General features: G+C 71.9%; 18 protein-coding genes. 4 read left to right on the plus strand and 14 right to left on the minus strand.

The annotated features are described in order from the left end of the window. Nucleotides 1–104: 104 nt before the first annotated feature. Entirely contained in the window at nt 105–1124 is a 1020-nt protein-coding gene (locus ACGFNN_RS31045) for a LacI family DNA-binding transcriptional regulator (RefSeq protein ID WP_393560943.1), read from the minus strand. Nucleotides 1125–1469: 345 nt separating this feature from the next. Between ACGFNN_RS31045 and ACGFNN_RS31050 the strand changes: the two genes are divergently transcribed. Further along, the gene (locus ACGFNN_RS31050; RefSeq protein WP_393560945.1) at nt 1470–2861 is read left to right on the plus strand and encodes a uracil-xanthine permease family protein; all 1392 of its coding nucleotides are present in this window, start codon (nt 1470–1472) and stop codon (nt 2859–2861) included. A gap of 219 nt (nt 2862–3080) precedes the next feature. Beyond that, nucleotides 3081–5288, plus strand: a complete 2208-nt coding sequence (locus ACGFNN_RS31055; RefSeq protein WP_393560946.1) for a penicillin acylase family protein — start codon at nt 3081–3083, stop codon at nt 5286–5288. A gap of 39 nt (nt 5289–5327) precedes the next feature. Here ACGFNN_RS31055 and ACGFNN_RS31060 read toward each other — a convergent pair whose 3' ends face one another. The 6 genes from ACGFNN_RS31060 to ACGFNN_RS31085 form a co-directional block, all read right to left on the minus strand. Beyond that, the gene (locus tag ACGFNN_RS31060; RefSeq protein ID WP_393560948.1) at nt 5328–6449 is read right to left on the minus strand and encodes a glycoside hydrolase family 6 protein; all 1122 of its coding nucleotides are present in this window, start codon (nt 6447–6449) and stop codon (nt 5328–5330) included. A gap of 416 nt (nt 6450–6865) precedes the next feature. Then, entirely contained in the window at nt 6866–8557 is a 1692-nt protein-coding gene (locus ACGFNN_RS31065) for a flavin monoamine oxidase family protein (protein WP_393560950.1), read from the minus strand. Between the two features lie 95 nt (nt 8558–8652). Beyond that, complete coding sequence (locus ACGFNN_RS31070) at nt 8653–9450, minus strand: carbon-nitrogen hydrolase family protein (protein ID WP_393560952.1); 798 nt, start codon at nt 9448–9450, stop codon at nt 8653–8655. Between the two features lie 312 nt (nt 9451–9762). Beyond that, entirely contained in the window at nt 9763–10218 is a 456-nt protein-coding gene (locus ACGFNN_RS31075; RefSeq protein ID WP_362671204.1) for an Lrp/AsnC family transcriptional regulator, read from the minus strand. 107 nt (nt 10219–10325) lie between these two features. After that, complete coding sequence (locus ACGFNN_RS31080; RefSeq protein WP_393560954.1) at nt 10326–11786, minus strand: aldehyde dehydrogenase family protein; 1461 nt, start codon at nt 11784–11786, stop codon at nt 10326–10328. A 194-nt stretch (nt 11787–11980) separates the two neighbouring features. Next, a complete protein-coding gene (locus ACGFNN_RS31085) occupies nt 11981–13447 on the minus strand; it encodes a GuaB1 family IMP dehydrogenase-related protein (RefSeq protein ID WP_362550639.1) in 1467 nt (488 codons plus the stop codon). Between the two features lie 294 nt (nt 13448–13741). On the opposite strand from ACGFNN_RS31085, the gene ACGFNN_RS31090 reads away from it, so the two are divergent. After that, nucleotides 13742–14860, plus strand: coding sequence for a terpene cyclase (locus tag ACGFNN_RS31090; RefSeq protein ID WP_393560956.1), 1119 nt, complete (start codon nt 13742–13744; stop codon nt 14858–14860). Nucleotides 14861–14939: 79 nt separating this feature from the next. Here the strand turns inward: ACGFNN_RS31090 and ACGFNN_RS31095 are convergent, their stop codons facing one another. From ACGFNN_RS31095 to fmt, 4 genes are all read right to left on the minus strand, one after another. Beyond that, nucleotides 14940–15926, minus strand: coding sequence for a sugar-binding domain-containing protein (locus ACGFNN_RS31095; protein WP_362550809.1), 987 nt, complete (start codon nt 15924–15926; stop codon nt 14940–14942). A gap of 139 nt (nt 15927–16065) precedes the next feature. Then, nucleotides 16066–16749, minus strand: coding sequence for a ribulose-phosphate 3-epimerase (rpe, locus tag ACGFNN_RS31100; protein ID WP_362550633.1), 684 nt, complete (start codon nt 16747–16749; stop codon nt 16066–16068). A gap of 102 nt (nt 16750–16851) precedes the next feature. Next, the gene (locus ACGFNN_RS31105) at nt 16852–18285 is read right to left on the minus strand and encodes a transcription antitermination factor NusB (protein WP_362550630.1); all 1434 of its coding nucleotides are present in this window, start codon (nt 18283–18285) and stop codon (nt 16852–16854) included. A gap of 95 nt (nt 18286–18380) precedes the next feature. Continuing rightward, nucleotides 18381–19313, minus strand: coding sequence for a methionyl-tRNA formyltransferase (gene fmt, locus ACGFNN_RS31110; RefSeq protein ID WP_393560958.1), 933 nt, complete (start codon nt 19311–19313; stop codon nt 18381–18383). Nucleotides 19314–19573: 260 nt separating this feature from the next. Here fmt and ACGFNN_RS31115 point away from each other — a divergent pair, with 260 nt between their 5' ends. Continuing rightward, nucleotides 19574–20089, plus strand: coding sequence for a hypothetical protein (locus ACGFNN_RS31115; protein ID WP_393560960.1), 516 nt, complete (start codon nt 19574–19576; stop codon nt 20087–20089). 40 nt (nt 20090–20129) lie between these two features. Here the strand turns inward: ACGFNN_RS31115 and ACGFNN_RS31120 are convergent, their stop codons facing one another. From ACGFNN_RS31120 to coaBC, 3 genes are all read right to left on the minus strand, one after another. Next, a complete protein-coding gene (locus ACGFNN_RS31120; protein WP_393560962.1) occupies nt 20130–22274 on the minus strand; it encodes a primosomal protein N' in 2145 nt (714 codons plus the stop codon). A 129-nt stretch (nt 22275–22403) separates the two neighbouring features. Beyond that, a complete protein-coding gene (gene metK / locus ACGFNN_RS31125; protein ID WP_362550618.1) occupies nt 22404–23612 on the minus strand; it encodes a methionine adenosyltransferase in 1209 nt (402 codons plus the stop codon). Between the two features lie 221 nt (nt 23613–23833). After that, nucleotides 23834–25045, minus strand: coding sequence for a bifunctional phosphopantothenoylcysteine decarboxylase/phosphopantothenate--cysteine ligase CoaBC (coaBC, locus tag ACGFNN_RS31130; protein ID WP_393560964.1), 1212 nt, complete (start codon nt 25043–25045; stop codon nt 23834–23836).

A 25045-nucleotide genomic window follows, 5' to 3' on the forward strand; every position in this document is an offset into this window, starting at 1 on the left:
CGAACTGTTCACGCGCGGCACCGTTGCCGTGCGGAGGTTCCGGTGCGCGCGGGGGCGACCGGTGGATGAGGGCCCGCGGTCCTTGGGTGCGCGGACCGCCGCGGTCACCCGCGAGGAGCGGGCCCGATCGACGCACGGGGGATGAACCTGGCGGGCGGCAGCTCCACATGGGCCACCTCACCGGTGGCGATCACCGCGTCGAGCGCGCGGGCCGCCGCCTCTCCCCAGCCGCGGGCGTCGGCCCGGGCGGAGGAGAGCGGGGGGTAGGTGTAGCGGGTCAGGGGGACATCGTCGTAGCCGACCACCGAGAGCTGGTCCGGTACGCGGATGGACAGCTCCTGGGCGACCGAGAGGCCCGCCATGGCGGCGAGGTCGGTGCCGTAGACGATCGCGGTGGGCGGTTCGTCGAGGGCGAGGAGCTCCCGGGTGGCGCGGTCGCCGCCGTCGGCGCTGAATCCTCCGGGGCGCACCGGGCCCTCGGGCAGGCCGAGCTCCCGCAGCGTCCGCTCCCAGGCACCCCTGCGCCGGTGGGCGTGGAGCAGTTCCTGCGGCCCCTCGACATGGGCGATACGGCGGTGTCCCAGCTCCGCGAGCCGTCGGACGGCTGCCGCGTACGCCGGTTCGTCGTCCAGACTCACCGTCGACAGACCGCCGCCCCACTCCGGCTGCCCGACCACGACGGCGGGGAGCTCCAGCTCCCGTACCAGCCGGGGCCTCGGATCGTCGCTGCGCAGGTCGGTCAGGAGGACACCGTCCACCTGCCGCTGCGCGGCCAGCCTCTCGTACACGCTCTGCTCGTCTTCGGGCGTGGTCAGGTGGACCATGAGCCCGTCCCCACGTCGTCCGATGACCGCCTCGACGCCGGCCATGAAGGCCGGGAAGAACAGATCGGTGCCGATCTGCTCCGGGTCCCGCGCGAGGACGAGCCCGATCGCCCCGGCCTTGCCGAGCGACAGCGCCCTCGCCTGACGGCTGGGTGTCCATCCGAGCTCCGAGGCCGCCGTCAGGATCCGCGCCTTCGTCTCCTCGGCGACCCCGGGGCGGTCGTTCAGCGCGAAGGAGACCGTGGCACGCGACACACCCGCACGCTGCGCTACATCCGCGATGGTGGGCTTGCGTGCCATGCGCCGTACTCCCTGAGGTGCTCTGGTGCTTCCGGCCGACGCAGCACGCAGGGCCTGCGTTCAAACCGGTTTGATCCGCCGAACGAGCACAACCAAACCGGTTTGGAAGCCGGTCGTCAAGGGTCGGTCCTCTGTGATCTGCGTCGCTCACCGGCTGCTTCCGGGAAGCCTCCAAGGTTGCGCAGGCCCTCGGCGAGGGCCCGATCGCTCCACGCGGCGGGGCGCCGGGGAGGCGGTCCGGGCCGCGGCACCACTACCATGGCGCTGATCTTTTCCGCAGGTGAACACCGAACACCGGGTCACGGACCCGCCGGCACACCGAGCAGCCCTTCAGGAGTGACCCCCATGAGTCTCGGCGTGCGCTGGACCCTTCACGGCGACGGGAGGACCCCCGCACCGGGGGCCGTGGTACGCCCCGACGAGCGGCTCTCCTGGCCCCGTACGTTCGGGCTCGGCGCCCAGCACGTGGTCGCCATGTTCGGCGCGTCCTTCGTGGCGCCCGTCCTGATGGGCCTCGACCCGAACCTCGCGATCATGATGTCCGGTGTCGCCACCGCCATCTTCCTGCTGGCGACGAAGGGCCGGGTGCCCAGCTATCTGGGGTGCTCGCTCTCGTTCGTCGGCGTGGCCGCCACGATCCGGGCCACCGGCGGCACCAGCGCCACGGTGACGGGCGCCGTCCTGGTGGTCGGTGCCGTGCTGTTCCTGGTGGGACTCGTGGTCCAGCGGTTCGGCGCGCGGATCATCCACGCGGCGATGCCTCCCGTGGTGACCGGAGCCGTCGTCATGCTGATCGGTTTCAACCTCGCCCCGGTGACCGCGTCCACGTACTGGCCGCAGGACCAGTGGACCGCGCTCGCCGTGATGCTCTTCACCGGTCTGGCCGTGGTGTGCCTGCGGGGGTTCTTCTCGCGTATCGCGATCTTCCTCGGCCTGGTCTTCGGCTATCTGCTGTCCTGGGTGCTCGACCTGGTCTTCGGGAAGATCCACTCCCCCGCGGGCGGAGCAGAGGCGGTCGACCACTGGCGGCTCGACCTCTCCGCCGTCGGGAACGCCGACTGGGTCGGGCTGCCGTCCTTCCACGCGCCGAGCTTCGAGTGGTCGGCGATCCTGGTCGCCCTGCCGGTCGTGATCGCTCTCATCGCCGAGAACGCGGGCCATGTGAAGGCCGTGGGCGAGATGACCGGTGACTCCCTCGACGACAAGCTGGGCACCGCCATCGCCGCGGACGGAGCCGCGTCCATGCTGTCCACGGCCGTCGGCGGGCCGCCGAACACCACGTACTCCGAGAACATCGGGGTGATGGCGGCGACCCGGGTCTACTCCACCGCCGCCTATTGGGCCGCCGCCTTCTTCGCCCTGCTCTTCGGCCTCTGCCCCAAGTTCGGCGCGGTCGTCGCCGCGATCCCGGGCGGGGTGCTCGGAGGGATCACCGTCATCCTCTACGGCATGATCGGCCTCCTCGGCGCCCAGATCTGGCTGAACGCCGGTGTCGACCTGCGCAACCCGCTGAACCTCGTCCCGGCCGCCGCGGGCATCATCATCGGCGTCGGCGGAGTCGCCCTCAAGATCACCGACAACTTCGAGCTGAGCGGCATCGCACTGGGCACGATCGTCGTGATCACCGGCTACCACGTGCTGCGGGCGTTCGCCCCCGCGCATCTGAAGACGCAGGAACCGCTGCTGGATTCGGGCACCTCGCAGTACGACGAGAACCCGCCGGCCGGGAAGGACTGACCCCGGCCGAGCGCGCCGCCCATGCCCCCGTGCGGTGGTGGAGATCAAGTGTGGGCTGCTCCGAGCGCGACCAGTGATCTTGTCAACGCCTCATGTCATGGATAGGACTGTCCGCGTGGATGATCACCGGGATCCACGCGTCCTGCCGCGACAGCCGATGGGGAGCATTCGATGGGCGACGTAAAGAGCACAGGTCAGACGCAAGCACAGCACGGAGGGGTGAGCCGGCGCCGCGTCCTGGGCGGTGCCGCCGGGCTGGCCGCCGTCGCGGCGGGGCTGTCGGCCGGAAACGCGTTCGCGGCGTCGGACACCGCGTCGGACGCGGCCCGCCGGCGCGGGCACGCCGCTCGGGTGACGATCACCCGCGACGACTGGGGCGTCCCGCACGTGGTCGGCGAGAGTGACGCCGACGCCGTGTTCGGGATGATGTACAGCCAGGCCGAGGACGACTTCAACCGGATCGAGACGAACTACCTGACCGCCCTCGGCCGGCTCGCCGAAGCCGAGGGCGAGAGCGCGATATGGCAGGACCTGCGCCAACGGCTCTACCTCGACCATGAAAAGCTGAAGAAGGATTACGCCAAGTGCCCCGCCTGGCTGCGCACCTTGATGCGGGCGTGGGCGGACGGCCTCAACCACTACCTCGCCACCCACCCCGAGGTGCGCCCCCGCGTGATCCACCGCTTCGAGCCGTGGATGCCGCTGAGCTTCTCGGAAGGCAGCATCGGCGGCGACATCGAGTCGATCCCGCTCAGCCAGCTCGAAGCCTTCCACGCCGAGCGCGAAGTCCCGATGACCGAGGACGAGATCGGCCTCGCCTACCGCGAGCCGACCGGGTCGAACGGCATGGCCATCGCGCCGGGCCACACCCGCGACGGCCACGCGCTGCTCCTCATCAACCCCCACACCAGCTTCTTCTTCCGCGCCGAGCAGCACGTGACGAGCAAGCGGGGACTCGACGTCTACGGGGCCGCCACCTGGGGCCAGTTCTTCATCTACCAGGGCTTCAACGCCCACACCGGCTGGATGCACACGACGTCCGGGGTCGACAACATCGACAACTTCGCCGAGACCATCGTGAGCGGCAAGGACGGGAAGTACTTCTACCGATACGGCGACGAGCTGCGACCTGTCACCACGAGGACGGTCACACTGTCCTTCCGCACCGAGGACGGTGGCCAGGAGCAACGGAGCTTCACCACTTACGCCACCCACCACGGCCCGGTCGTCCGCGAGGAGGACGGCAAGTGGATCGCGTGCGCGCTGATGAACAGGCCGGTCGACGCGCTCGAGCAGAGCTTCCTGCGCACCACCACGAAGAACTACCAGGAGTACGTACGGATCGCCGAGCTCAAGGCGAACAGCTCCAACAACACCCTCTTCGCGGACTCCGGGGGCGACATCGCCTTCCTGATGCCTCAGTTCATGCCGAAGCGCGACGACCGCTTCGACTACCGCGAGAACGTCGACGGCAGCGACCCCGCCACCGACTGGAACGGACTGCACAGCCTGGCGAGCATGCCGAAGGCCGTGAACCCGCGGAACGGCTGGGCCTTCAACACCAACAACTGGCCCTGGACCGCCGCCGGCGACGAGAGCCCCGACGCCACCGACTACCCGCGCTACTTCGACAAGGCCGGCGAGAATCCGCGCGGGCCGCAGGCGATCCGGGTCCTCAGCGCGCGCAAGGACTTCACCCCGCGGACGCTGATCGAGGCCGCCTTCGACCCGTACCTCACGGCCTTCGCCCGGTTGCTCCCCGGCCTCGTCGCGGCGTGGGACAGGCTTCCCCGCGGCGGCGAGCAGCGGAAGCGGCTCGCCGGTCCGATCGCCCTGCTCCGCGACTGGGACTTCCGCTGGTCGGCGGAGTCGACGGCCATGTCGGTGGCCGTGTTCTGGGGTGAGGACCTGTGGGCGATGACCGCCCAGGCGGCGGCTGACGCCGGCCTCTCAGGATGGGACTACATCGCCGACCGCGCCACCGACGCCGAGCGCGTCGAGGCGCTCGGCACCGCGGTGGCGCGGCTGGAGCGGGACTTCGGCGGCTGGGAAGTGGAGTGGGGCGAGATCAACCGCTACCAGCGCAACGACGGCGCGATCGTCCAGCAGTTCGATGACGACAAGCCGAGCATCCCGGTCCCCTTCGCCTCCTCGCGCTGGGGTTCGCTCGCGTCGTTCGGCGCGAAGGCCTACCCGGGTACGAAGCGCTACTACGGCACCAGCGGCAACTCCTTCGTGGCGGTGGTGGAGTTCGGGCCGCGGGTCCGCGCCTGGGCGGTCACGGCGGGCGGGGTGAGCGGCCACCCCGGCTCCCCGCACTTCGACGACCAGGCCGAACGCTACGCGAGCGGCGACCTGCGGCGCGTCTACTTCTACCCGGACGAGCTGGAGGGGCACGTGGAGCGGAGGTACCGGCCCGGGATGTGAGGCGCCGGCCGGCGGGACGGCCCTGATATCGGGGAACGCTCAGCCGATGGCCAGCTCGTAGGCGTAGTCCGGGGTGAATGAGCCGGCCGAGCCCTTGCAGCCGTCGGACTCCCCCGGCAGTTTCACCCAGAGGTACGCGTCGATGCCGGTCACGCCGGTGTCCGTCGTCGGGGTCCTGCCGAGCGCCCGGCCCGACGGGTCGCACCACTCCCCCTCCTGCGGGGCGCCGTTGCCGTTGCGGCTGGTGTCGATGACGGCGCCCAGGCCGGGCGGCCCGCCGAGCGCGGCGAGCACCCGCCGGGCGTACGCGGTCTCGTCGGCGGTGCCGCGGAAGTTGGACACGTTGGTGAAGATGCCGTCGCCGCTGGTCGCGGCGCCCGCCTCGCGGAGCGCCGCGGCCTGTTTCGCGGCGCTGTGCCAGCCGGAGTGCCCGCCGTCGAAGTAGACCCTGGCACGAGGGTTCGCGGCGTGCAGGGCGCGTCCGGCGCGCGCCAGGGACGCGAAGCGCGCGGCCCGCTGCCCGTCCGAGAGGCAGTCCGACAGGGCAATCGCGTCCGGTTCCAGAATGACGATGACCGGGCCGCCGCCGAGACCCGCGGCGAAGTCGGCGATCCAGGCGTCGTACGCGTCCAGGTTCGGCGCTCCCCCCTCGGAGGCCCCGCCGCAGTCCCGGTCGGGGATGGCGTACGGCACGAGGACGGGCGTACGGCCGGCTGCGTCCGCGGCGGACGTCACGCCCCGGACCTGGCCGGTGACGGCGCCCGGGTTGTGGGCGGGGAACCACACCGCGGCGGGCTGCGCCGCGATCCTGGACTCGATCAGCGGGCGGCGCGGATCGTCCCGGTTGGCGCCGACCCAGTCCAGCACCTGCGACTCCGGGTGGCGGTAGAGCCTGGCGGACGCCGCGGGCGCGGACGACCGCTTCGGGGACTCGGACGGTGCAGGACTCCTGCGCGCGGATCGGGCGGGGCTCGGGGACGGTGGCACCGTCGCGGTGGCAGACGGTGACACCGTCTGGGTGGGCACCGCGGGCAGCGGTTCCAGGACCGGGGACGCGGTCGTGTCCGGGCGCGCCGTGGTGCGCCCACCGTCGCTCGCTCCGGCGGCTATCACGCCCGTCACCGCACCGGCCGCCACGACGACCGACGCCAGCACGGCCATGGTGTGACGGCGCGCGGCGCGACCGCGCCGCCTTGCCTCGGTCCTGCCCCCTGCGCGTGCGCCCGGCATTCCTCGTCCCCTCCCAGGCGCCCGGTGAACGTCCGTTCCGATGAGACGTCCGGCCTGAGGCGCCGCGGTGCGAGCCTATTGTCTGGACGCCGCGCACGGACCGGATCGGACAGTTCGCCCGTCCCGGCGCCGTGGCCGGCAGGACGACCGGTGCCGGGGCGGTGATCGGTGCCGGGGCTGTGATCGGGCAGATGCGCGCTCCCCGCCCCGGCCGGCGGAATGTGGCAGCCGCGTGGGTGCCCGCTACCGGCCGGGGCTCAGGAGCGGAGGGAGGCCGGGGCGAGGCGGGTGGGGCGCTCCTCCTCGGTCCTTGCCGGTGAGACGTCGCACCGGCTCCGCGAACCGTCTCAGCCCTCCGGGAGCTCCACGGGCGCTATCTCGTCGAAGACGTCCCCGGGCCCGGGGTTCGAAGGGTCGGTGCTGCCGCCGAACTGTGCCATCACGCCCCACACGGCGTTGAGCGCGGTCTGCACCGCCCCCTCGGCCCAGCCGGCCGTCCAGGAGATGTCGTCGCCCGCGAGGAAGAGTCCGCGCTTGTCCTCGGGCAGCCGGTCCTGCATGAAGTGGGTGAACAGGCGCCGCTGGTATCGGTAGTGGCCGGGCAGGTTGGCCTTGAACGCGCCCATGAAGTACGGCTCGTTCTCCCAGGAGACCGTGACCGGGTTGCCGATGACGTGCTTGCGGATGTCGACACCCGGATAGATCTCGCCGAGGGACTTGAGCATGACGTCCATGCGCTCCTCCGGGGAGAGCGGAAGCCACTTCAGGCTGTCGTCGCACCAGGTGTAGGAGAGGCAGATGACGGCCGGCTTGTCCGGCCCGTCGTCGAGGAGGTAGGTACCCCGGGTCATCCGGTCGGTGAGCGTCATCGACATGGTGTCCCTGCCGGTCACCTCGTCCTTGTCGAGCCAGAACGGACGGTCGACGGGGACGAACAGCTTGGACGACTCCATGTAGTGGGTGCGCTCCATCGCCGTCCAGTGGTCGATCGGGAAGAGCGCGTCGTCGCAGGCGATCTTGGAGAGCAGCAGCCAGGACTGTCCGGTGAAGACCGCGGCCCGGTAGCTGCGGATGTCACCGGAGGCATCGGTGACGGTGATCCGGTTCCCGGCGGTGCGGTCGAGACGGGTGACCGCTCCGCGCGGCTCCCCGCCGTGCAGCGAGGACAGCGAGGTGCCGAGCGGCCAGTGGGTGATCTTCCGCGGTTCGCGGTCCCACAGTCGCAGCGGGAGCTGCTGGCTCCCGCCGACGATCCCCCGGTGGTGGTCGTCGGCCTCGGTGTAGACGACGCGCAGGATCTCCAGGATCGAGTTGGGGAAGTCGGTGTCCCAGCCTCCCGTCCCGAAGCCGACCTGTCCGAAGATCTCGCGGTGCCGGAAGGAGGAGAAGGAGTCGGAGGCGCAGAGGAAGCCGTAGAAGGTCTGGTCGTCGAGCTTCTCGACGAGCCTCGCCCAGATCTCCCGGATGCGCGGTACGTCGCGCTCGCGCATCGCGCGGTTCATGTCGGAGAAGTCGGCCCCCTCCTCCAGGCAGGTGTTCCAGGCGTCCATCACCTCCCGGTAGACGGGCGGCAGGTCGTCGATGGTCCGCGCGTAGTGGGACTCGCCCTTGAGATCGACGACGGTCGAGGGGGTCGCCGGGGAGAGCGGGTTGGGGAAGGGCCGGGTCTCGAGATCCACCAGGTCGATGTAGTGCTGGAGCGCGGTGGAGGACGGCGGGAAGCGCATCGCGCCCATCTCGGCGGTCAGCGAGGGGTCGCAGCCGTCGAAGCCCACGGTACGCAGCCGGCCTCCGATCCGGTCGGCTTCGTAGACGACGGGCTTGAGGCCCATCTTCATGAGCTCGTAGGCGGTGATGATGCCTGAGAGACCTCCGCCGATGACCGCGACCTCGGTGCCGTGTTCGGTGGCCGGTATCTGCCCGATGCCGGCCGGGTGCGCCAGGAAGTCGTCGTAGGCGTAGGGGAAGTCCGGCCCGAACATGGTGATCGGCGGCTTGCCGTCGGTGTGCTGGACGGCGTTGGGCACCGTGGACGTCATGGGGTACGGACTCCTTGCGCGGAAGCGGCGGAAGCGGCGGAAGCGGCGGAAGCGGCGGAAGCGGCGGAAAGCTGCGGGAGGGCGGGAGAGGATGCTCAGGCGAGGGAGCCGTACAGCCCCGGTACGCGGTCCCGGAGGTATGGGTTGACGGCGCGTGAGGCGGACAGCAGACCGGGGTCGACCTCACCGACGAGGAGCTCGTCGCCCCGTCCGGCACGGACGCGGGCGGTGCCGTCGGGGCCGGCCAGACAGCTGAGCCCGGTGAAGTCGAACTCGCCTTCCTCGCCTGCCCTGTTGGCGTACGCGACGTAGAGCTGGCTCTCGAAGGCGCGCACCGGCACCACTGCCTCGGCGACGAACGTGAACGGGTGCATCAGCGCGGTCGGCACCAGCAGGAGCTCGGTCCCGGCCAGGGCGTGAGCGCGCACGTTCTCCGGGAACTCGACGTCGTAGCAGATCAGCAGCCCGATCCGTATGCCGTCCAGCTCGGCCTGGACGACCGGCACGTCCCCGGGCGTGAACCACTTCTCCTCGAAGGCGCCGAACAGGTGCGTCTTGCGGTAGTTGGCGAGCGGGATGCCGTCGGGGCCGATGAGCTGGGCGGAGTTGTGGATGCGGTCGCCGTCGCGCTCGGGGTAGCCGTAGAGGACCGCGAGCCCGTGGCGTACGGCGATGGCGGCGACCTCACGGGCTCCCGGCCCGTCCGCGGGCTCGGCGAGGGTGGGTACGTCGTCACCGATGGCGTAGCCGGTCAGGAACAGCTCGGGCGAGACCAGCAGCCGCGCCCCGGCCTCGGCGGCGCGGGCCGCGGCCGCGTCGAGCGCCGCCAGGTTCTCGGCGACGGCGCCGGGCCGTCCGGAGCTCTGGAGCAGGGCGGTACGCAACGGCGGCATGGCTGACCTCGGGCGGGACGGGCGGGGTGGGAGACGTATCGAAGGTACGGTCAGGGGATCACCCTGGACAAGGCGCGATTGTTGCGCGTCCACCATCGATCCGTTGCGCCATGAGCACCGCCCGCGACGATTCGTTGCGCGAGGGGACTTCGCAGGTCAGGCCTGTGATCTCGGTCTCCGTCCGGACCCGTCCGGGCCCGGTCGGGCACCGCCCGGCTCCCCCTCCGCAGGGGGTCGGCCGCGTCCTCGGGGCGGTGGCACCCTCAGGCCGGCCGCGCCTTCAGGCCGGGGCGCTCTCGGGCCGCCGCACCCTCAGGCCGGCGGCGCCGAGGAGTACCGCCGCAGCAGCGGGGACAGGACGAGGACCGACTTGGTCCGCTCGACGTACGGCTCACCGGCGATCCGCTCCAGCACCTGTTCGAAGTGCCGCATGTCGGCGGCGAAGACCTGGACGATCGCGTCGGCGTCGCCGGTGACGGTGGAGGCCGAGGCGATCTCCGGGTAGGCGGACAGGCCGCGCTTGATGGCCTCGGGGGCGGTGTTGCGGCTGCAGTAGATCTCGATGAACCCCTCGGTCTCCCAGCCGAGCGCCGCGGGGTCCACCCGCACGGTGAAGCCGGTGATGGCGCCCTCGGCGCGCAGCCTGTCCACCCGGCGTTTGACCGCGGGGGCGGAGAGGCCGATCAGCGCGCCGATGTCGGCGTAGGAGCGGCGGGCGTCCTCGGCGAGGGCGTGGACGATGCGTTCGTCGAGGTCGTTCAGGCGCACGTCGGGTGGATCATCTCTCTGCGGTGGCTTCGGGGGCGGCACGGGCCGCCCCCGAAGTAGACCACGGGCAGCCCCTGAGGGCGTGCCCGCCGCAGGGGGCGGCCGGGTCAGAAGGGGAACTGCGAACGCCCGTGCTGTACGGAGATCCACTTCTGGGTGGTGAAGGCCTCCAGCATCGACTCACCGTTGAGACGTCCCAGCCCGGAGTTCTTCTCCCCGCCGAAGGGGACGATGGGCTCGTCGTGGACGGTGCCGTCGTTGATGTGGATCATGCCGGTGTGGATCCGCTGGCCCACGCGTACCCCGCGCTCGATGTCACCGGTGTGGACGGCGCCGCTCAGCCCGTACGGGGTGTCGTTGGCGATCCGCACGGCCTCGTCCTCTCCGTCGAAGGGGACCAGCAGGGCCACCGGGCCGAAGATCTCCTGCTGGAGCACCGGGGAGTCGGCTGCGAGGCCGGTCAGCACCGAAGGGCTGACCACGTTGCCGTCGGCCCGGCCGTGCAGGAGAGCCGTGGCGCCCGCCGCCACGGTCTCGTCGACGAGCCTGGAAACGGCTTCGGCCTGCGAGGAGTTGATGAGCGGACCGATGTGGGTGGCGGGGTCCGCGGGGTCGCCGACGCTCAGGGACGCGACCTTGGCGACGAACTTCTCGGTGAACTCCGCCTCCACGGCGCGGTCCACCAGGATGCGGTTGGCGGCCATGCAGACCTGGCCCTGGTGGATGTAGCGGCTGAAGACCGCGGCGTCGACGGCGTAGTCCACATCGGCGTCGTCGAGGACGATCAGGGCGCTGTTGCCGCCCAGTTCGAGCACCGCGCGCTTGAGGTTGGCCGCGCAGACCGTCGCGACGTGGCGGCCTACCTTGTCCGAGCCGGTGAAGGAGATGACCTGGGGAACGGGGTGCTCCAGCAGGCTGTCGCCGATCTCGGCGATGTCGGTGACCACGACGTTCAGCAGCCCGCCGGGCAGTCCCGCCTCCTCGAAGACCCTGGCGATCAGGGTGCCGCCGCAGACCGGGGTGTTCTGGTGCGGCTTGAGGACGACCGCGTTGCCCAGGGCGAGCGCGGGCGCGACCGACTTGAGCGACAGCAGGAAGGGGAAGTTGAAGGGGCTGATGACACCGACGACTCCGGCGGGCAGCCGGTAGACACGGTTCTCCTTGCCGTCGGTGGGCGAGGGCAGTATCTGTCCCGTCGACCGCAGGGTGAGCTGCGCGGCCTCGCGCAGGAACTCCTTGGCCAGGTGGAGTTCGAAGCCGGCCTTCAGCCGGGTGCCGCCCAGTTCCGCGACGATGGCCTCGGCGATCTCGGCCTCGCGCTCCTCGACCACGCACAGCGCCTTCTCCAGCACCGCGCGACGGGCGTACGGATTGGTGCCGGCCCATTCCGGCTGTGCGCGCTCCGCCGCGCGGTAGGCCTGGTCGACCTCACCGGTGGTCGCGACGGTGATGGAGGCGAGCTTCTCCCCGCTGTAGGGGTTGAAGTCGATGATGTCCCAGGACCCCTTCCCCGGCCTCCACTCGCCGTCGATGTACTGCTGGGCCAGATCGGTGAAGAAGGAGGTCATGGAATCCCTTACCGCAGAGAGGCAGGCAACTGATTGCGACTCATATTACTTATCGAACAGTTGAGTTGGGGGCGGACCCGTATGCACGCACATGAACTCCCGGACCGGTCGCGGCCCCTGGACACATGGAAGCGCCCCTCCCGGCACATACTCCCGGGAGGGGCGTTCGGAGGTGGGGCGCGGAGCCCGCGTCATCAACTCCAGCTGGCGTGCAGCGGCTTGCCCTCCGCGTAACCGGCGGCACTCTGCACGCCCACGACGGCCTTCTCGGCGAACTCCTCGAGCGAGGAGGCACCCGCGTAGGTGCAGGAGGAGCGGACACCGGCGATGATCGAGTCGATCAGGTCCTCCACGCCGGGTCGGGCGGGGTCGAGGAACATCCGCGAGGTGGAGATGCCCTCCTCGAACAGCCCCTTGCGGGCCCGGTCGTAGGCGGACTCCTCGGAGGTGCGGTTACGGACCGCGCGCGCCGAGGCCATCCCGAACGACTCCTTGTAGTACCGCCCGTCGGCGGACTGCTGGAGGTCACCGGGCGACTCGTACGTGCCCGCGAACCAGGAACCGATCATGACGTTGGACGCGCCGGCCGCGAGCGCCATCGCCACGTCGCGCGGGTGGCGGACGCCTCCGTCGGCCCAGACGTGCTTACCGTGCTTCCTGGCCTCGGTGGCGCACTCGAGTACCGCCGAGAACTGCGGCCGGCCGACGCCGGTCATCATCCGGGTGGTGCACATCGCGCCGGGGCCCACGCCGACCTTGATGATGTCGGCGCCCGCCTCGATGAGGTCGCGCACGCCCTCCGCTGCGACGATGTTGCCCGCGACGATCGGCACTGCCGGGTCGAGCGCCCGCACCGCCGCGACGGCGCTGATCATCGACTCCTGGTGGCCGTGCGCGGTGTCGACGACCAGGGTGTCCACACCGGCGTCGAGGAGCTGCTTGGCCTTGCCGGCCACATCGCCGTTGATGCCGACGGCCGCGGCGATGCGCAGCTTGCCGTCCGCGTCCGTGGCGGGGGTGTAGAGGGTGGCGCGCAGCGCCGCCTTCCGGGTGAGGATGCCGACGAGCCGGCCGTCCGCGTCGACCGCGGGGGCGAGCTTGCGGTTGGCGCCGTCGAGCTTGTTGAAGGCCTCGCGCGGGTCGATGTCCGCGTCCAGCACGACCAGGTCCTTGGACATGACCTCGGACAGCTGGGTGAAGCGGTCCACCCCGGTCAGGTCGTGGTCGGTGACGACGCCGACCGGGCGGTTGTCCGCGTCGACGACGACACCCGCGCCGTGGGCGCGCTTGTGCAGGAGGGACAGCGCGTCGGCGACCGTCTGGCCGGGGGCCAGCACGATCGGGGTGTCGAGGACGAGGTGACGCTTCTTGACCCAGCCGATGACCTCGGTGACGACCTCGATCGGGATGTCCTGGGGGATCACGACGAGGCCGCCGCGGCGGGCGACCGTCTCCGCCATCCGGCGGCCCGCGATGGCGGTCATGTTCGCGACGACCAGCGGGATGGTGGTGCCGCTGCCGTCCGGCGAGGAGAGGTCCACGGCCTGACGGGATCCGACCGCGGAGCGGCCGGGGACCATGAAGACGTCGTCGTACGTCAGGTCGTAGGGGACCGAGGGGGCGGCCGTGTAGCGACCGGTGCCGGGCTCAAGAAAACGCATGACACTCATTTTTTCACAAGAAACCGCGCAGGTCGTTTCCACGAAGACACAGCGATGCACCCCCGCGTTCGTACTTTCCTCCAAGACGGAGGCCCGGGGGCCACGGGCAAGGGGAAACCTGCCTTACCCAGGGAGCCTACCCGAACGCGATTCGCTCGTTCGTGATCACGATCGCTGGACCGGGTGACGAACGGTCAGGTAACTTCAAATCCGCAGGTCTCGGTGGTGGGCCCCTGGGGCTCACGAACCGGAACGCCTGACGCGCGTCCGGCCGGAGAGGATGGGGATCCGCCTGTGGAGAGCGAACTGCCCTACATCTACTGTCCGTTCCCCTCACGCACCAATCCGCATGTGGGGCACACCCGGGAACATCTCGACGAGTGGACACGGCGCACCGGCCTCGTCCACCGCGAGTCCGCGAGGGAGCGCTTCGAACACGCCGACTTCGGCGCGTTCGTCGGCATGGTCTATCCCACGGCGAACGCCGAGCACCTCGACCTGGTGGCCGACTGGTTCGTCTGGCTCTTCCTCGTCGACGACCAGCTCGACGACGGCCACCTGGGCCACACCCCCGAACGCGTACGTGACGTGGTCGAGCGGATGCGTGCGGTGGTCGAAGGCTCCGGGCCCGGCCCCGAGGGCGACAAGGAGGCCCCCGCCGCACTGGTCGCGCTGGCCGATCTGTGGGAACGCACGATTCCGCAGGCAGCGCCCCACTGGCGCACCCGCTTCGCCTGGCACCTCATGAGGTATCTGACCACCGCGACCACCTGGGAGGCCGGGAACCGGGCGGAAGGAGTCGTGCCCGCCGAGGCGACCTACATCGCCAACCGCCGCCACACCGGGGCGATCCACGTGTGCATGGACCTGATAGAGATCGTGACCGGCACCGGTGCCCCGGAGTCCGTCCACAACGACGCCCGGTTCATCACCGCGCTGGAGGCCTCCTGCAACGTCGTCTGCTGGGCGAACGACGTGTACTCCTACGAGAAGGAACAGGTGCTGGGCGAGATCCACAATCTCGTGCACCTGGTCCGCCACCACCGCGGCTACGGGAAGCAGCAGGCCCTGGAGCATGTCTGCGCCGAGATAGCCACCGAGACGCGGCGATTCCTCGCCGCCGAGGCCGAGCTCCTCTCCCTCCACCCCGACCTGGGCGGCCTGCTCGTGCCCTACCTCGACGGGATGCGGAGCTGGATGCGGGGCAATCTCGACTGGTCGCGGCAGACTCCCCGCTACAACCCGGCGGAGGTCGGACAGTACGCGGAGCCGGAGGCATACCTGGAGGAATCCGTGCTGGGTGTCGGCGGGGAAGCCACCGAGCCCGGTGCTGGAGTACCCCGGCAGGCGCCCGGAGGCGCACGGCACGACACCGCCGGCGAACGGCTCCGGGCGGGCCACGGTCCTCGCTGACGCGGGTCCCGGCGGAGACGGGAGCGGCGCCGGACACCCTGAGGTGTGCCGGCGCCGCTCCCGTCCACCGCCGGGTGGATCACTCGTCGGGGTCGGCCCGCTCCAGCGCGGGCCGCTGCCCGGCGGCCGACTCGGTCAGCAGGTAGTCGGCGGCCGCCGTGTCCGTCACCAGGCTGGTGACCAGCCCGGAACGCAGCACCGCCCCGATCGCCGCGGCCTTGCGCTGTCCGCCGGCGATGGCCACCACCTCGGGAATCCTGCGGAGCCGGTCGGCCTCGACGGTGATGCAGCGCTCACCGAGGTCCCGGCCGACGCGTCGGCCGTGGGTGTCGAAGAGGTGGGCGGACATCTCCGCCGCCACCCCGAGGGAGGCGTAGTGCCGCCGCTCCTCGTCCGAGAGCATGTCGTGGACGGTGGAGATGCCGGGCTCCCACGATCCGATGGAGACCGCGGCGACCGTCACCTTGTCGAAGTACTCGTAGGCGCGGGCGATCCCCGTCTGGTGGCGCAGCGCCGCCGCCGTCGCCGGATCGGGAAGCAGCATCGGCGCGTAGATGGGGTGCGCCTCACCGCCGGAGACCTGCGCGGCTCGGCGGACCGCCTCGACCGAGCCGCGCTCGGCCGTCCCCGCGTCGTAGACACCGGTGAGCTGGACGACCGTGCACGGCGGGAGCCGGTCGAGGGCCGCCGCCATGTGAATGGTGGACCGGCCCCAGGCCAGCCCCAGCACGTCGCCCTCGTTCACCAGCTCGCCGAGCAGGTCTGCCGCGACCTCGCCCAGGTTCTCCGGATCCGCGGCGTCGTCCTGCTCCTCCGCCGGGGATTCGACCACGACGGCGTGCCGCAGTCCGTAGCGCGCGCGGAGGGCGTCCGAGCGCTCCGCGTCCAGCTCCGCCGGTACCCGGATCTCGATGCGTACGAGATCCCGCTCGAGGGCCGTCTCCAGGACCCTGGCCACCTTGAAGCGGCTGACGCCGAACTCCTCGGCGATCTGGATCTTCGACTTTCCCTCGAGATAGAACCGGCGGGCCATGGCCGCCGCCTGCACCAGCTCCGCGGGTCCCATCCGCATGGCTGACCGACCCGCCGAGATGCCAGACACCGCGATCTCCTCACTGCTGTTCACACGCTCGTTACGCCGTCCATCCTGTCAGATCCGGCGATGCTTGATCAGGCCCGTCGGGCCGCGTTCACCTGAGCTTGGTTCAGTGGCCGCATGCCCAGGGTGCCGAAGCCGTGACCGCGTCGGCCTGCGCGCGGAGCGCCCGTACCGCCTCGGCGGGGTCCTCGGCCCCGTAGACGGCCGAACCGGCGACGAACACGTCCGCGCCCGCCTCCGCGCACCGTTCGATGGTGGCGGCCGAGACCCCGCCGTCGACCTGCAGCCAGAGCTCCAGTCCGTGCTTGGAGATCAGCTGACGGGTGCGGCGGATCTTCGGCAGCATGATGTCGAGGAACGCCTGCCCGCCGAATCCCGGCTCGACCGTCATGATCAGCAGCATGTCCAGCTCGGGGAGCAGGTCCTCGTAGGGCTCGATGGGTGTGGCGGGCTTGAGCGCCATCGACGCGCGGGCGCCCTTGGCCCTGATCTCCCTGGCCAGCCGTACGGGCGCGGCCGCGGCCTCCGCGTGGAAGGTGACCGAGCCCGCACCGGCCTCGACGTACTGCGGCGCCCAGCGGTCGGCGTCCTCGATCATGAGGTGGCAGTCCAGCGGGGTGTCCGTGGCCCTGCTCAGGGACTCCACGATGGGCACGCCCAGCGTCAGGTTGGGCACGAAGTGGTTGTCCATGACGTCGACATGGAGCCAGTCGGCGCCCTCCACGGCCTTCGCCTCCTCGGCGAGGCGGGCGAAGTCGGCGGACAGGATGCTGGGGTTGATCTGGGCCATGCCCCAAGCCTGCCATGCTTCGCGCGACTTCCCCGCCCCGGTGGGCCTCAAAGCCTCACGGGATCATTACGGTTCGCGCATTCCCGGCTTTTCCCCCCGTGGTCAGGCCGTACGCCGCAGCAGGGCGAGATACATGGCGTCGGTGCCGTGCAGATGCGGCCAGAGCTGGATGTCCGGACCGTCGCCGAGCGCGGGCACGCCGGGGAGCAGGGGCCGGGCGTCGATCCACTCGGCCTCGGCCGGCGCCCCGCCACGCCCCTTGAGCACGTCCTCGACGACGACCCTGGTCTCGGCGAGGTGGGGCGAGCAGGTCGCGTATCCGACGACCCCGCCGATCCGGACCGCCTTCAACGCCTCGCGCAGCAGACCGCGTTGCAGCGGGGCGAAGCCCTCCAGATCCTCCGGGCGGCGACGCCAGCGGGACTCCGGGCGGCGGCGCAGCGCTCCGAGTCCGGAGCACGGGACGTCCATCAGCACCCGGTCGAAGGAGCCCGGCCGCCATGGCGGCCGGGTGCCGTCGGCGGTGATCACCTGGTACGGGCCCGGGTTGCCGGCCAGCGCGCGCTCGACGAGCCTGGCGCGGTGCGGCTGCTTCTCCGAGGCGAGCAGCGCCGCGCCGCGCTCCGAGGCGAGGGCGGCCAGCAGCGCGGCCTTGCCGCCCGGGCCCGCGCAGCCGTCCAGCCAGCGGGTGTCCTCGCCCTCGACCGGCGCGTTCGCGAGGGCGGTGGCGACGAGCTGGCTGCCTTCGTCCTGCACTCCGGCGCTGCCGTCCCGGACCGCGGCCAGGGCTCCGGGCTCGCCGCCCTCGGCCATCCGCACGGCGTACGGCGACCAGCGGCCCGGCAGGCCGCTCTCCTCGCCGAGCGCGTCGAGCAGTTCGGCGGTGGTGGAGCGGCCGGGGCGGGCGGCCAGGGTGACCTCGGGCCGCTCGTTGTCGGCCTCCAGCAGGTCCTCGATCCCGGCGCGGCCGCCTCCCAGGGAGTCCCAGAGGGCGGAGACGACCCAGCGGGGGTGCGAGTGCACCACCGAGAGGTGCTCCTCGGCGTCCTCCTCGTACGGGGGCGCGACCCTCTCCACCCATCCGTCCAGGTCGTGCGCGGAGACCTTGCGGAGCACCGCGTTGACGAACTTGGCCCGGCCCTCCCCCAGCACCACCCGGGCGAGCTCGACGCTGGCGGAGACCGCGGCGTGGGTGGGGATACGGGTGCCCAGGAGCTGGTGGACGCCCATGTTGAGCACGTCCAGCACCGGCGGGTCGACCTCGCGCAGCGGCCGGTCGATGCAGGCGGCGACGATCGCGTCGTAGGTGCCCTGGCGGCGGAGGGTCCCGTAGACCAGCTCGGTGGCGAGCGCCGCGTCCCTGCCCTCGAAGTCGCCCTTGGCCCGGGCCTTCTTCAGCAGCGGGGGGAGGACGAGGTTGGCGTAGGCGTCGCGCTCGTCGACCGCCCTGAGCACCTCGAAGGCGAGGAAGCGGACCGGGTCCTTCTTCGGGCGCCGGTGGGGCTTGGCGGGACGGCGGCGCTGCTGGTCGTTCACGTGAAAGGTGCTCCGCTGATGGTGAGGGGGCCGAACCCGTCCAGCGTACGTCGCCGCCGCGGCCCCGGTCCCCCGGCGGTGCCCCCTCCCGGGTCTCAGGCGCCGAGCAGCTCCCCGTGGACGATGCGCACACCGCGCGCCCAGTCGGCGGCCCTCATCGGCTTCTTGCCCTGCGGCTGGACCCAGAGGAGTTCCACGGCGTGGGAGCCCGTGCCGGCGTAGACGTTGTTCTTCCCCGCGGAGAGCTCGCCCGGTGCCAGGTCGGTGCGGTCGACGACGGGGACGGCCTGGACCAGTTTGAGGCGCTCCCCGCGGAAGAGGGTCCACGCCCCGGGGGCGGGCGTGCAGCCGCGCACCACCCGGTCGACCCGCAGGGCGGGCGCCGACCACTGGACCTGCGCGTCCTCGACGGTGAGCTTCGGCGCGAGCGTGACGCCCTCGGCCGGCTGCGGGACCGCGTGCAGAGTGCCGTCCTCGATGCCGTCCATCGTCGCCGCGAGCAGCCCGGCGCCCGCGAAGGCCAGCCGGGTGAGGAGGTCGCCGCTGGTGTCGGTGGGCCGGATCTCCTCGGTGAGTACGCCGTAGACCGGCCCCGAGTCGAGCCCCTCCTCGATCAGGAAGGTGGACGCGCCGGTGACCTCGTCGCCCGCCATGAGGGAGTGCTGCACCGGCGCGGCGCCGCGCCAGGCGGGCAGCAGGGAGAAGTGCAGGTTGACCCAGCCCCGGGCCGGCACGTCCAGCGCCACCTTGGGGAGCAGGGCGCCGTAGGCGACGACGGGGCAGCAGTCCGGCGCGATCTCGCGCAGCCGTGCAAGGAAGTCCTCGTCGCGCGGCCTGGAGGGCTTGAGGACCTCGATGCCGGCCTCCTCGGCGCGCTCGGCCACGGGGCTGGCGACCAGCCGTCGTCCGCGCCCGGCCGGCGCGTCGGGGCGGGTCACCACGGCGGCCACCTCATGGCGCTCGGAGGCGATCAGGGCGTCCAGGGCGGGGACGGCGACCTCGGGGGTGCCTGCGAAGACGAGCTTCATGGGTGGAGGACTGCCTCTCGGGCCGGAAGGAACGTGGCGAGCAGCACACCAGTCTAGTGCCGCCCTCCTCCCGAGCCCCTCCGGCCCGCCCGGCCCGCCGCGGGGGCGCGCCTCGGGGAACGGGCGCCCCGGGCATATGCACATACGCCCCTGTTGCGTGACCACATGGCCGTGTGACGCGTTGGTCAAGAGAGATTGACCGAAGTGGACCGCCCTGGCGCGGTCCGATCCCTTTCAACGCCGGTTCGAAAGGCTTGTTCATGGCCGACCACGCAACCCACGACGCCCAAGCGCGTGCCAGTCTGCACCTGTTGGTGCGGGACATCGAGCGGGTCCGGCGGCAGGTGGACGCCCTGCGTACCCTGACTGCGCAGCTCGGCAACGTCTACCGCCCCCGCAGGTCCGGCCCGTCCGCGGGCTTCGTCGTCTACGGCAGGGCACCGGCTCCGACGGTCCGGCTGGCCCAGGAGCTGCGGGACAGTGTCGAGACGCTGGTGACGGCGGCGGTGGACTTCGACCGTTCGCTGGGTTTCTCGTGGGACGCGGTGGGTTCCGCGCTCGGTGTCACCAAGCAGGCGGTTCACCGCCGTTACGGCGCGCGCCGCGCCAACCCGCAGCAGGGGACGGCCGAAACCGCCCCGGAGGCCGTGAACCGCACGGTCCCGGCGGGGCCGGGCGGCCACGCCGCCACCGTGCCGGCGGTGCCCGCCGCCCGTTCGATGCCTCCGCAGCCCTCGGACCGCCCCGGCGCCTTCCCCGGCCCGCGCAACGGCTGAGGCCACGCCGGGTGGAGGCGGTCGGGTGCCGGCCGCTCCGTCAGCCGATGTCCGGCGGGTCGATCCTGATGCGGACGGGGTCTCCGGTGCCCTTGGCCGTCCGGGCGGCCTGTGCCGTCTTCAGGGCGGCCGCGAGCGCCGCTCCCCTCCCGGGCGGGACCCTGACCAGGGCTCTCTCCCAGGTGTCCCCGGGCGGGGGGTCGCCCTGCCTGCGGGGCCGCCCCGCCGCGGGGCCAGGCACGGGTACCGGACCGAGCACCTCGGCCTCCGCCGGGAGATCCGCGCCGGAGAGACAGGCGGCCACCGCCTCCGGAGTACCGGTCACCGATGCCATCCGGGACACGGGCGGAAAACCGAGCTCCGCCCGTTCGGCGAGTTCACGGCGGGCGTGACCGACCGGATCCCAGCGGACCAGTGCCTGCACCGGCCGCAGGGTCGGCTCGGCCACGATCACCACGGTGCCGCCCTCGCCCTGCCCCCGGACCAGCGCGGCGGCGGCCGTCCACCTCCGTAGTGCCTCCTCGCCCGCCCTGAGGTCGGGGCGGCCGACCATCGCCCAGCCGTCCAGGAGCAGCGCGGCCGCGTAGCCCCCCTCGGCCACCGGTTCGGCGCCCGGGGTGCTGACGACGAGCGCCGGCTGGTCGGGGACGGAGTCCAGCACGTGGTCCCGGCCCGACGTCCGCACCGGTACGGCGGGGAAGGCCCGGCCGAGCTCCTCGGCGGTACGGCGGGCGCCGACGATCTGTGCCCGCAGGCGCACACCGCCGCAGGCGGCGCAGCTCCACCCGGTCTCCGCCCGGCCGCACCAGGCGCAGTCCAGGTCACGCTGGTCCGGGGCCTGCAGCGGCCCGGCGCAGTGCCGGCAGCGCGCGGGTTCCCTGCACCGCTCGCAGGCCAGCCGCGGGGCGTAGCCGCGGCGGGGCACCTGGACGAGGACGGGGCCGGTGCGCAGTCCGTCGCGGACGGTCTGCCAGGCGAGGCTGGGCAGGCGCGCCGATCGGGCGGCGCCGTCCCGGGCGAGCTCCCCGTCGCCGACCGTACGCACGAGTGGCGCGGCGCTCCTCAGCTGGTCGCGCTCTGCCCGCAGGGGCAGGGCCCAGCCGCTCTCGACCAGCTGGGCGGCCTCCACGGTGCAGCTCGTCCCGCCCAGCAGGAAGGCGCAGCGGCCGTGTGTGGCGCGGAGCTCCAGGACCTCTCTGACGTGCGGGAAGGGGGCGTTGTCGTCGCTGTGGCTGGAGTCACCGTCGTCCCAGACCGCCACCAGCCCCAGGTCGGCGACGGGTGCGAACATCGCGGCCCGGGTCCCGACGACCGCGCGCACCGAGCCGCGCCGGACCGCGAGCCACTGCCGGTAGCGCTTCTCCGGTCCGGAGTCGGCCGTCAGCAGGGCGTGGCGCCCCTCTCCCAGGACCGCGGTGAGCGCCGTGTCGACCCGTCCGGCACTGCGCCCGTCGGGTACGACGACGAGGGCGCCCCGGCCCGACGAGAGGGTCGCCGCCACGGCCCGGGCGATCTCCTGCGGCCAGTGCGGTCCGGGCAGCGCGGTCCACACCGCCCGGGGTGCGCCGCCCTCGCCGAGGGCGCGCAGGAATCCGGGCCCTTGGGCGTACCGCTCCCAGGTACCCGGCTCCGGGGCGGGCGGGGGCGGCAGGGGTGCCGGGGAGGGCTTGGCCTCCGCACGGCCGTTGCGCGGCGGGACGGCGAGCTGCAGCACGTCCGCGAGGCTTCCGGCGTAGCGGTCGGCCACGGCGCGTGAGAGGGCGAGCAGCTCGGGCCCGAGGACGGGCTCGGGTGAGACGACGTAGGCGAGGGCGGCCAGGGCGCCCTGGTAGTCCGACGTGGCCCGGCGCTCGATCAGGAAGCCGTCGATGAGACCGCCGCCCTCCCGTCTGCCGCCGCGGACCTGGCGTCCTCCGGCGCCGAACCTGACCCGGACCCGGACACCCGGCTGTGCCTCGGCGTCGAGCTCCTCGGGGACGGCGTAGTCGAAGTACTGGTCGAGGTGGAGCGCGCCCTTGTTCACGAGGACACGGGCGACAGGCAGTTCCTCGGCGAGCGCCGCGCCCCGCCAGGTACGCGGCTTGGCCCGGGGCACCTTGGCGCGTCGTACCGTCTCCCTGATGAGCGCAAGCTGCTCGGGCTCCCCGGTCCCGGGGTCCTCGGACCGCTCGTCGTCGCTGCTCACAGCCACCTTCCTACCAGACACCACCGACACGCCCGCCCCGCCCGGCGTCGGCCGGACGCGCGGGGGCCCGGACACCGCGCTCGGCGTCCGGGCCCCTGCTGATGTTCTGCGAGCGTCGCCCGCCGTGGGTCAGAGCCCCGCGGCCGCGCGCAGCGCGTCGACACGGTCGGCGCGCTCCCAGGTGAAGTCGGGGAGCTCACGGCCGAAGTGGCCGTACGCCGCGGTCTGGGCGTAGATCGGGCGGAGCAGGTCGAGGTCGCGGATGATCGCGGCCGGGCGGAGGTCGAAGACCTCGGCGATGGCGTGCTCGATCTTCTCCGTGTCGACCGCGGCGGTGCCGAAGGTCTCGACGAAGAGGCCCACCGGCTCGGCCTTGCCGATCGCGTAGGCGACCTGGACCTCGCAGCGGGTGGCCAGGCCGGCCGCGACGACGTTCTTGGCGACCCAGCGCATCGCGTAGGCGGCGGAGCGGTCGACCTTGGACGGGTCCTTGCCGGAGAAGGCGCCGCCACCGTGGCGGGCCATGCCGCCGTAGGTGTCGATGATGATCTTGCGGCCGGTGAGGCCGGCGTCGCCCATCGGGCCGCCGATCTCGAAACGGCCGGTCGGGTTCACCAGCAGCCGGTAGCCCTCGGTGTCCAGCTTGATGCCGTCCTCGATCAGCTGGTTCAGGACGTGCTCGACGACGAACTCACGGATGTCGGGCGCGAGCAGCGAGTCCAGGTCGATGTCGGAGGCGTGCTGCGAGGAGACGACGACCGTGTCGAGCCGGACGGCCTTGTCACCGTCGTACTCGATGGTGACCTGGGTCTTGCCGTCCGGACGCAGGTAGGGGATCGTCCCGTTCTTGCGGACCTCGGAGAGGCGGCGCGAGAGCCGGTGCGCGAGGTGGATCGGCAGCGGCATCAGCTCGGGCGTCTCGTCGCAGGCGTAGCCGAACATCAGGCCCTGGTCGCCGGCGCCCTGCTTGTCGAGCTCGTCCTCGTCCCCCTCGACCCGCTTCTCGTAGGCGGTGTCGACGCCCTGGGCGATGTCCGGGGACTGCGCCCCGATGGACACCGAGACGCCGCAGGAGGCTCCGTCGAAGCCCTTCTTGGAGGAGTCGTAGCCGATCTCCAGCACCTTGTTGCGCACGAGGTTGGGGATGTCGGCGTAGGCCTTGGTGGTGACCTCACCCGCGACATGCACCAGACCGGTGGTGATCAGGGTCTCGACGGCGACGCGCGAGGAGGGGTCCTCGCGGAGGAGCGCGTCGAGGATCGTGTCGCTGATCTGGTCAGCGATCTTGTCGGGGTGACCCTCGGTGACGGACTCCGAGGTGAAGAGACGGCGGGACACATCGCTCCCTGGGGTTGCAGCGGCTGCTGGCTGATCATTTGGTGGAAGTCCGGGAGCTGCGCCCGGCACATTCCGTCGACCAGTTTATCGGTCGCTTCCGGTGATTGAGTCACGCGTCTCGCCCCTTGGGAGGTCTGTGATCTGCCGCACTGTTGACAGCAGTACGACAATCCCTCCTTCCGGGCGCGGGACACGTGGTTTTCTTCCCTGACCGGCGGCGTTTACGCAGTCCGGCCGAAACGCGCCGCGACCAGGTCCCACACCGTATCGGCAAGTGCCTCCTTGGGCCCATGAGGCACGGCCGTCTCGGTCCCGTCGGCCCCGAGGACGACCGCCTCGTTCTCCTCCGACCCGAAGGTCTTGCGCTCCCCCACCTCGTTCACGACGAGCAGGTCGCAGCCCTTGCGGCGGAGCTTCTCCCTGCCGTGGGCGAGGACGTCGTCGGTCTCCGCGGCGAACCCGACGACCGTCTGGCCCGGCCTCGGCCGCTCGGCCGCCACCTCGGCGAGGATGTCGGGATTGCGGACGAGCGCGACGGCCGCGGGCTCCTGGCCGTCCTTCTTCTTGATCTTCCCCGTGGCGTACTCCGCCGGACGGAAGTCCGCGACCGCGGCGGCCATCACGACCACGTCCGCGTCGGCCGCGGCCTTGAGCACCGCCTCCCGCAGCTGCACCGCGGTACCCACCCGCACGACGTCGGCGCCCGCGGGGTCGGGCAGCCCGGTGTTGGCCTCGACGAGCGTCACCCGGGCGCCGCGGGCCACGGCGGTGCGGGCGAGGGCGTAGCCCTGCTTGCCCGAAGACCGGTTGCCCAGGTAGCGCACCGGGTCGAGCGGCTCACGGGTGCCGCCCGCGCTGATCACCACGTGCCGGCCGGTGAGATCCGCTTCGACGGGCCCGCGGGCGAGCACGCGGCGGCAGACCTCGAAGATCTCACCGGGGTCGGGCAGCCGGCCCTTGCCGGTGTCCACACCGGTGAGCCTGCCGACGGCGGGCTCGATGACGACGGCACCCCGGCGGCGGAGGGTCGCGACGTTCTCCTGGGTTGCGGCGTGCTCCCACATCTCGGTGTGCATGGCGGGCGCGAAGACGACCGGACAGCGCGCGGTGAGGAGGGTGTTGGTGAGCAGGTCGTCGGCCAGCCCGTGGGCCGCCTTCGCGAGCATGTCGGCGGTGGCGGGCGCGACCACGACGAGGTCGGCCGCCTGGCCGATGCGGACGTGCGGCACCTCGTGCACGCTCTCCCACACCTCGGTCGACACCGGGTTCCCGGAGAGGGCCGACCAGGTGGCGGCCCCGACGAAGTTCAACGACGCCTCGGTCGGGACGACCCGCACGTCGTGGCCGGACTCGGTCAGCCGGCGCAGCAGCTCGCACGCCTTGTACGCGGCGATGCCACCGCTGACCCCCAGGACGACCCTCGGCTTCTCCAC

Source organism: Streptomyces sp. NPDC048590 (assembly GCF_043199535.1).
Classification (GTDB): Bacteria; Actinomycetota; Actinomycetes; order Streptomycetales; family Streptomycetaceae; genus Streptomyces.

Coding starts and splice junctions, on each gene's coding strand:
- ACGFNN_RS31045 (WP_393560943.1), bottom strand. CDS start 1,124: ATGGCACGCAAGCCCACCATCGCGGATGTAGCGCAGCGTGCGGGTGTG.
- ACGFNN_RS31050 (WP_393560945.1), top strand. CDS start 1,470: ATGAGTCTCGGCGTGCGCTGGACCCTTCACGGCGACGGGAGGACCCCC.
- ACGFNN_RS31060 (WP_393560948.1), bottom strand. CDS start 6,449: ATGGCCGTGCTGGCGTCGGTCGTCGTGGCGGCCGGTGCGGTGACGGGC.
- ACGFNN_RS31065 (WP_393560950.1), bottom strand. CDS start 8,557: ATGACGTCCACGGTGCCCAACGCCGTCCAGCACACCGACGGCAAGCCG.
- ACGFNN_RS31070 (WP_393560952.1), bottom strand. CDS start 9,450: ATGCCGCCGTTGCGTACCGCCCTGCTCCAGAGCTCCGGACGGCCCGGC.
- ACGFNN_RS31080 (WP_393560954.1), bottom strand. CDS start 11,786: ATGACCTCCTTCTTCACCGATCTGGCCCAGCAGTACATCGACGGCGAG.
- ACGFNN_RS31085 (WP_362550639.1), bottom strand. CDS start 13,447: ATGCGTTTTCTTGAGCCCGGCACCGGTCGCTACACGGCCGCCCCCTCG.
- ACGFNN_RS31095 (WP_362550809.1), bottom strand. CDS start 15,926: ATGGGACCCGCGGAGCTGGTGCAGGCGGCGGCCATGGCCCGCCGGTTC.
- rpe (WP_362550633.1), bottom strand. CDS start 16,749: ATGGCCCAGATCAACCCCAGCATCCTGTCCGCCGACTTCGCCCGCCTC.
- fmt (WP_393560958.1), bottom strand. CDS start 19,313: ATGAAGCTCGTCTTCGCAGGCACCCCCGAGGTCGCCGTCCCCGCCCTG.
- ACGFNN_RS31115 (WP_393560960.1), top strand. CDS start 19,574: ATGGCCGACCACGCAACCCACGACGCCCAAGCGCGTGCCAGTCTGCAC.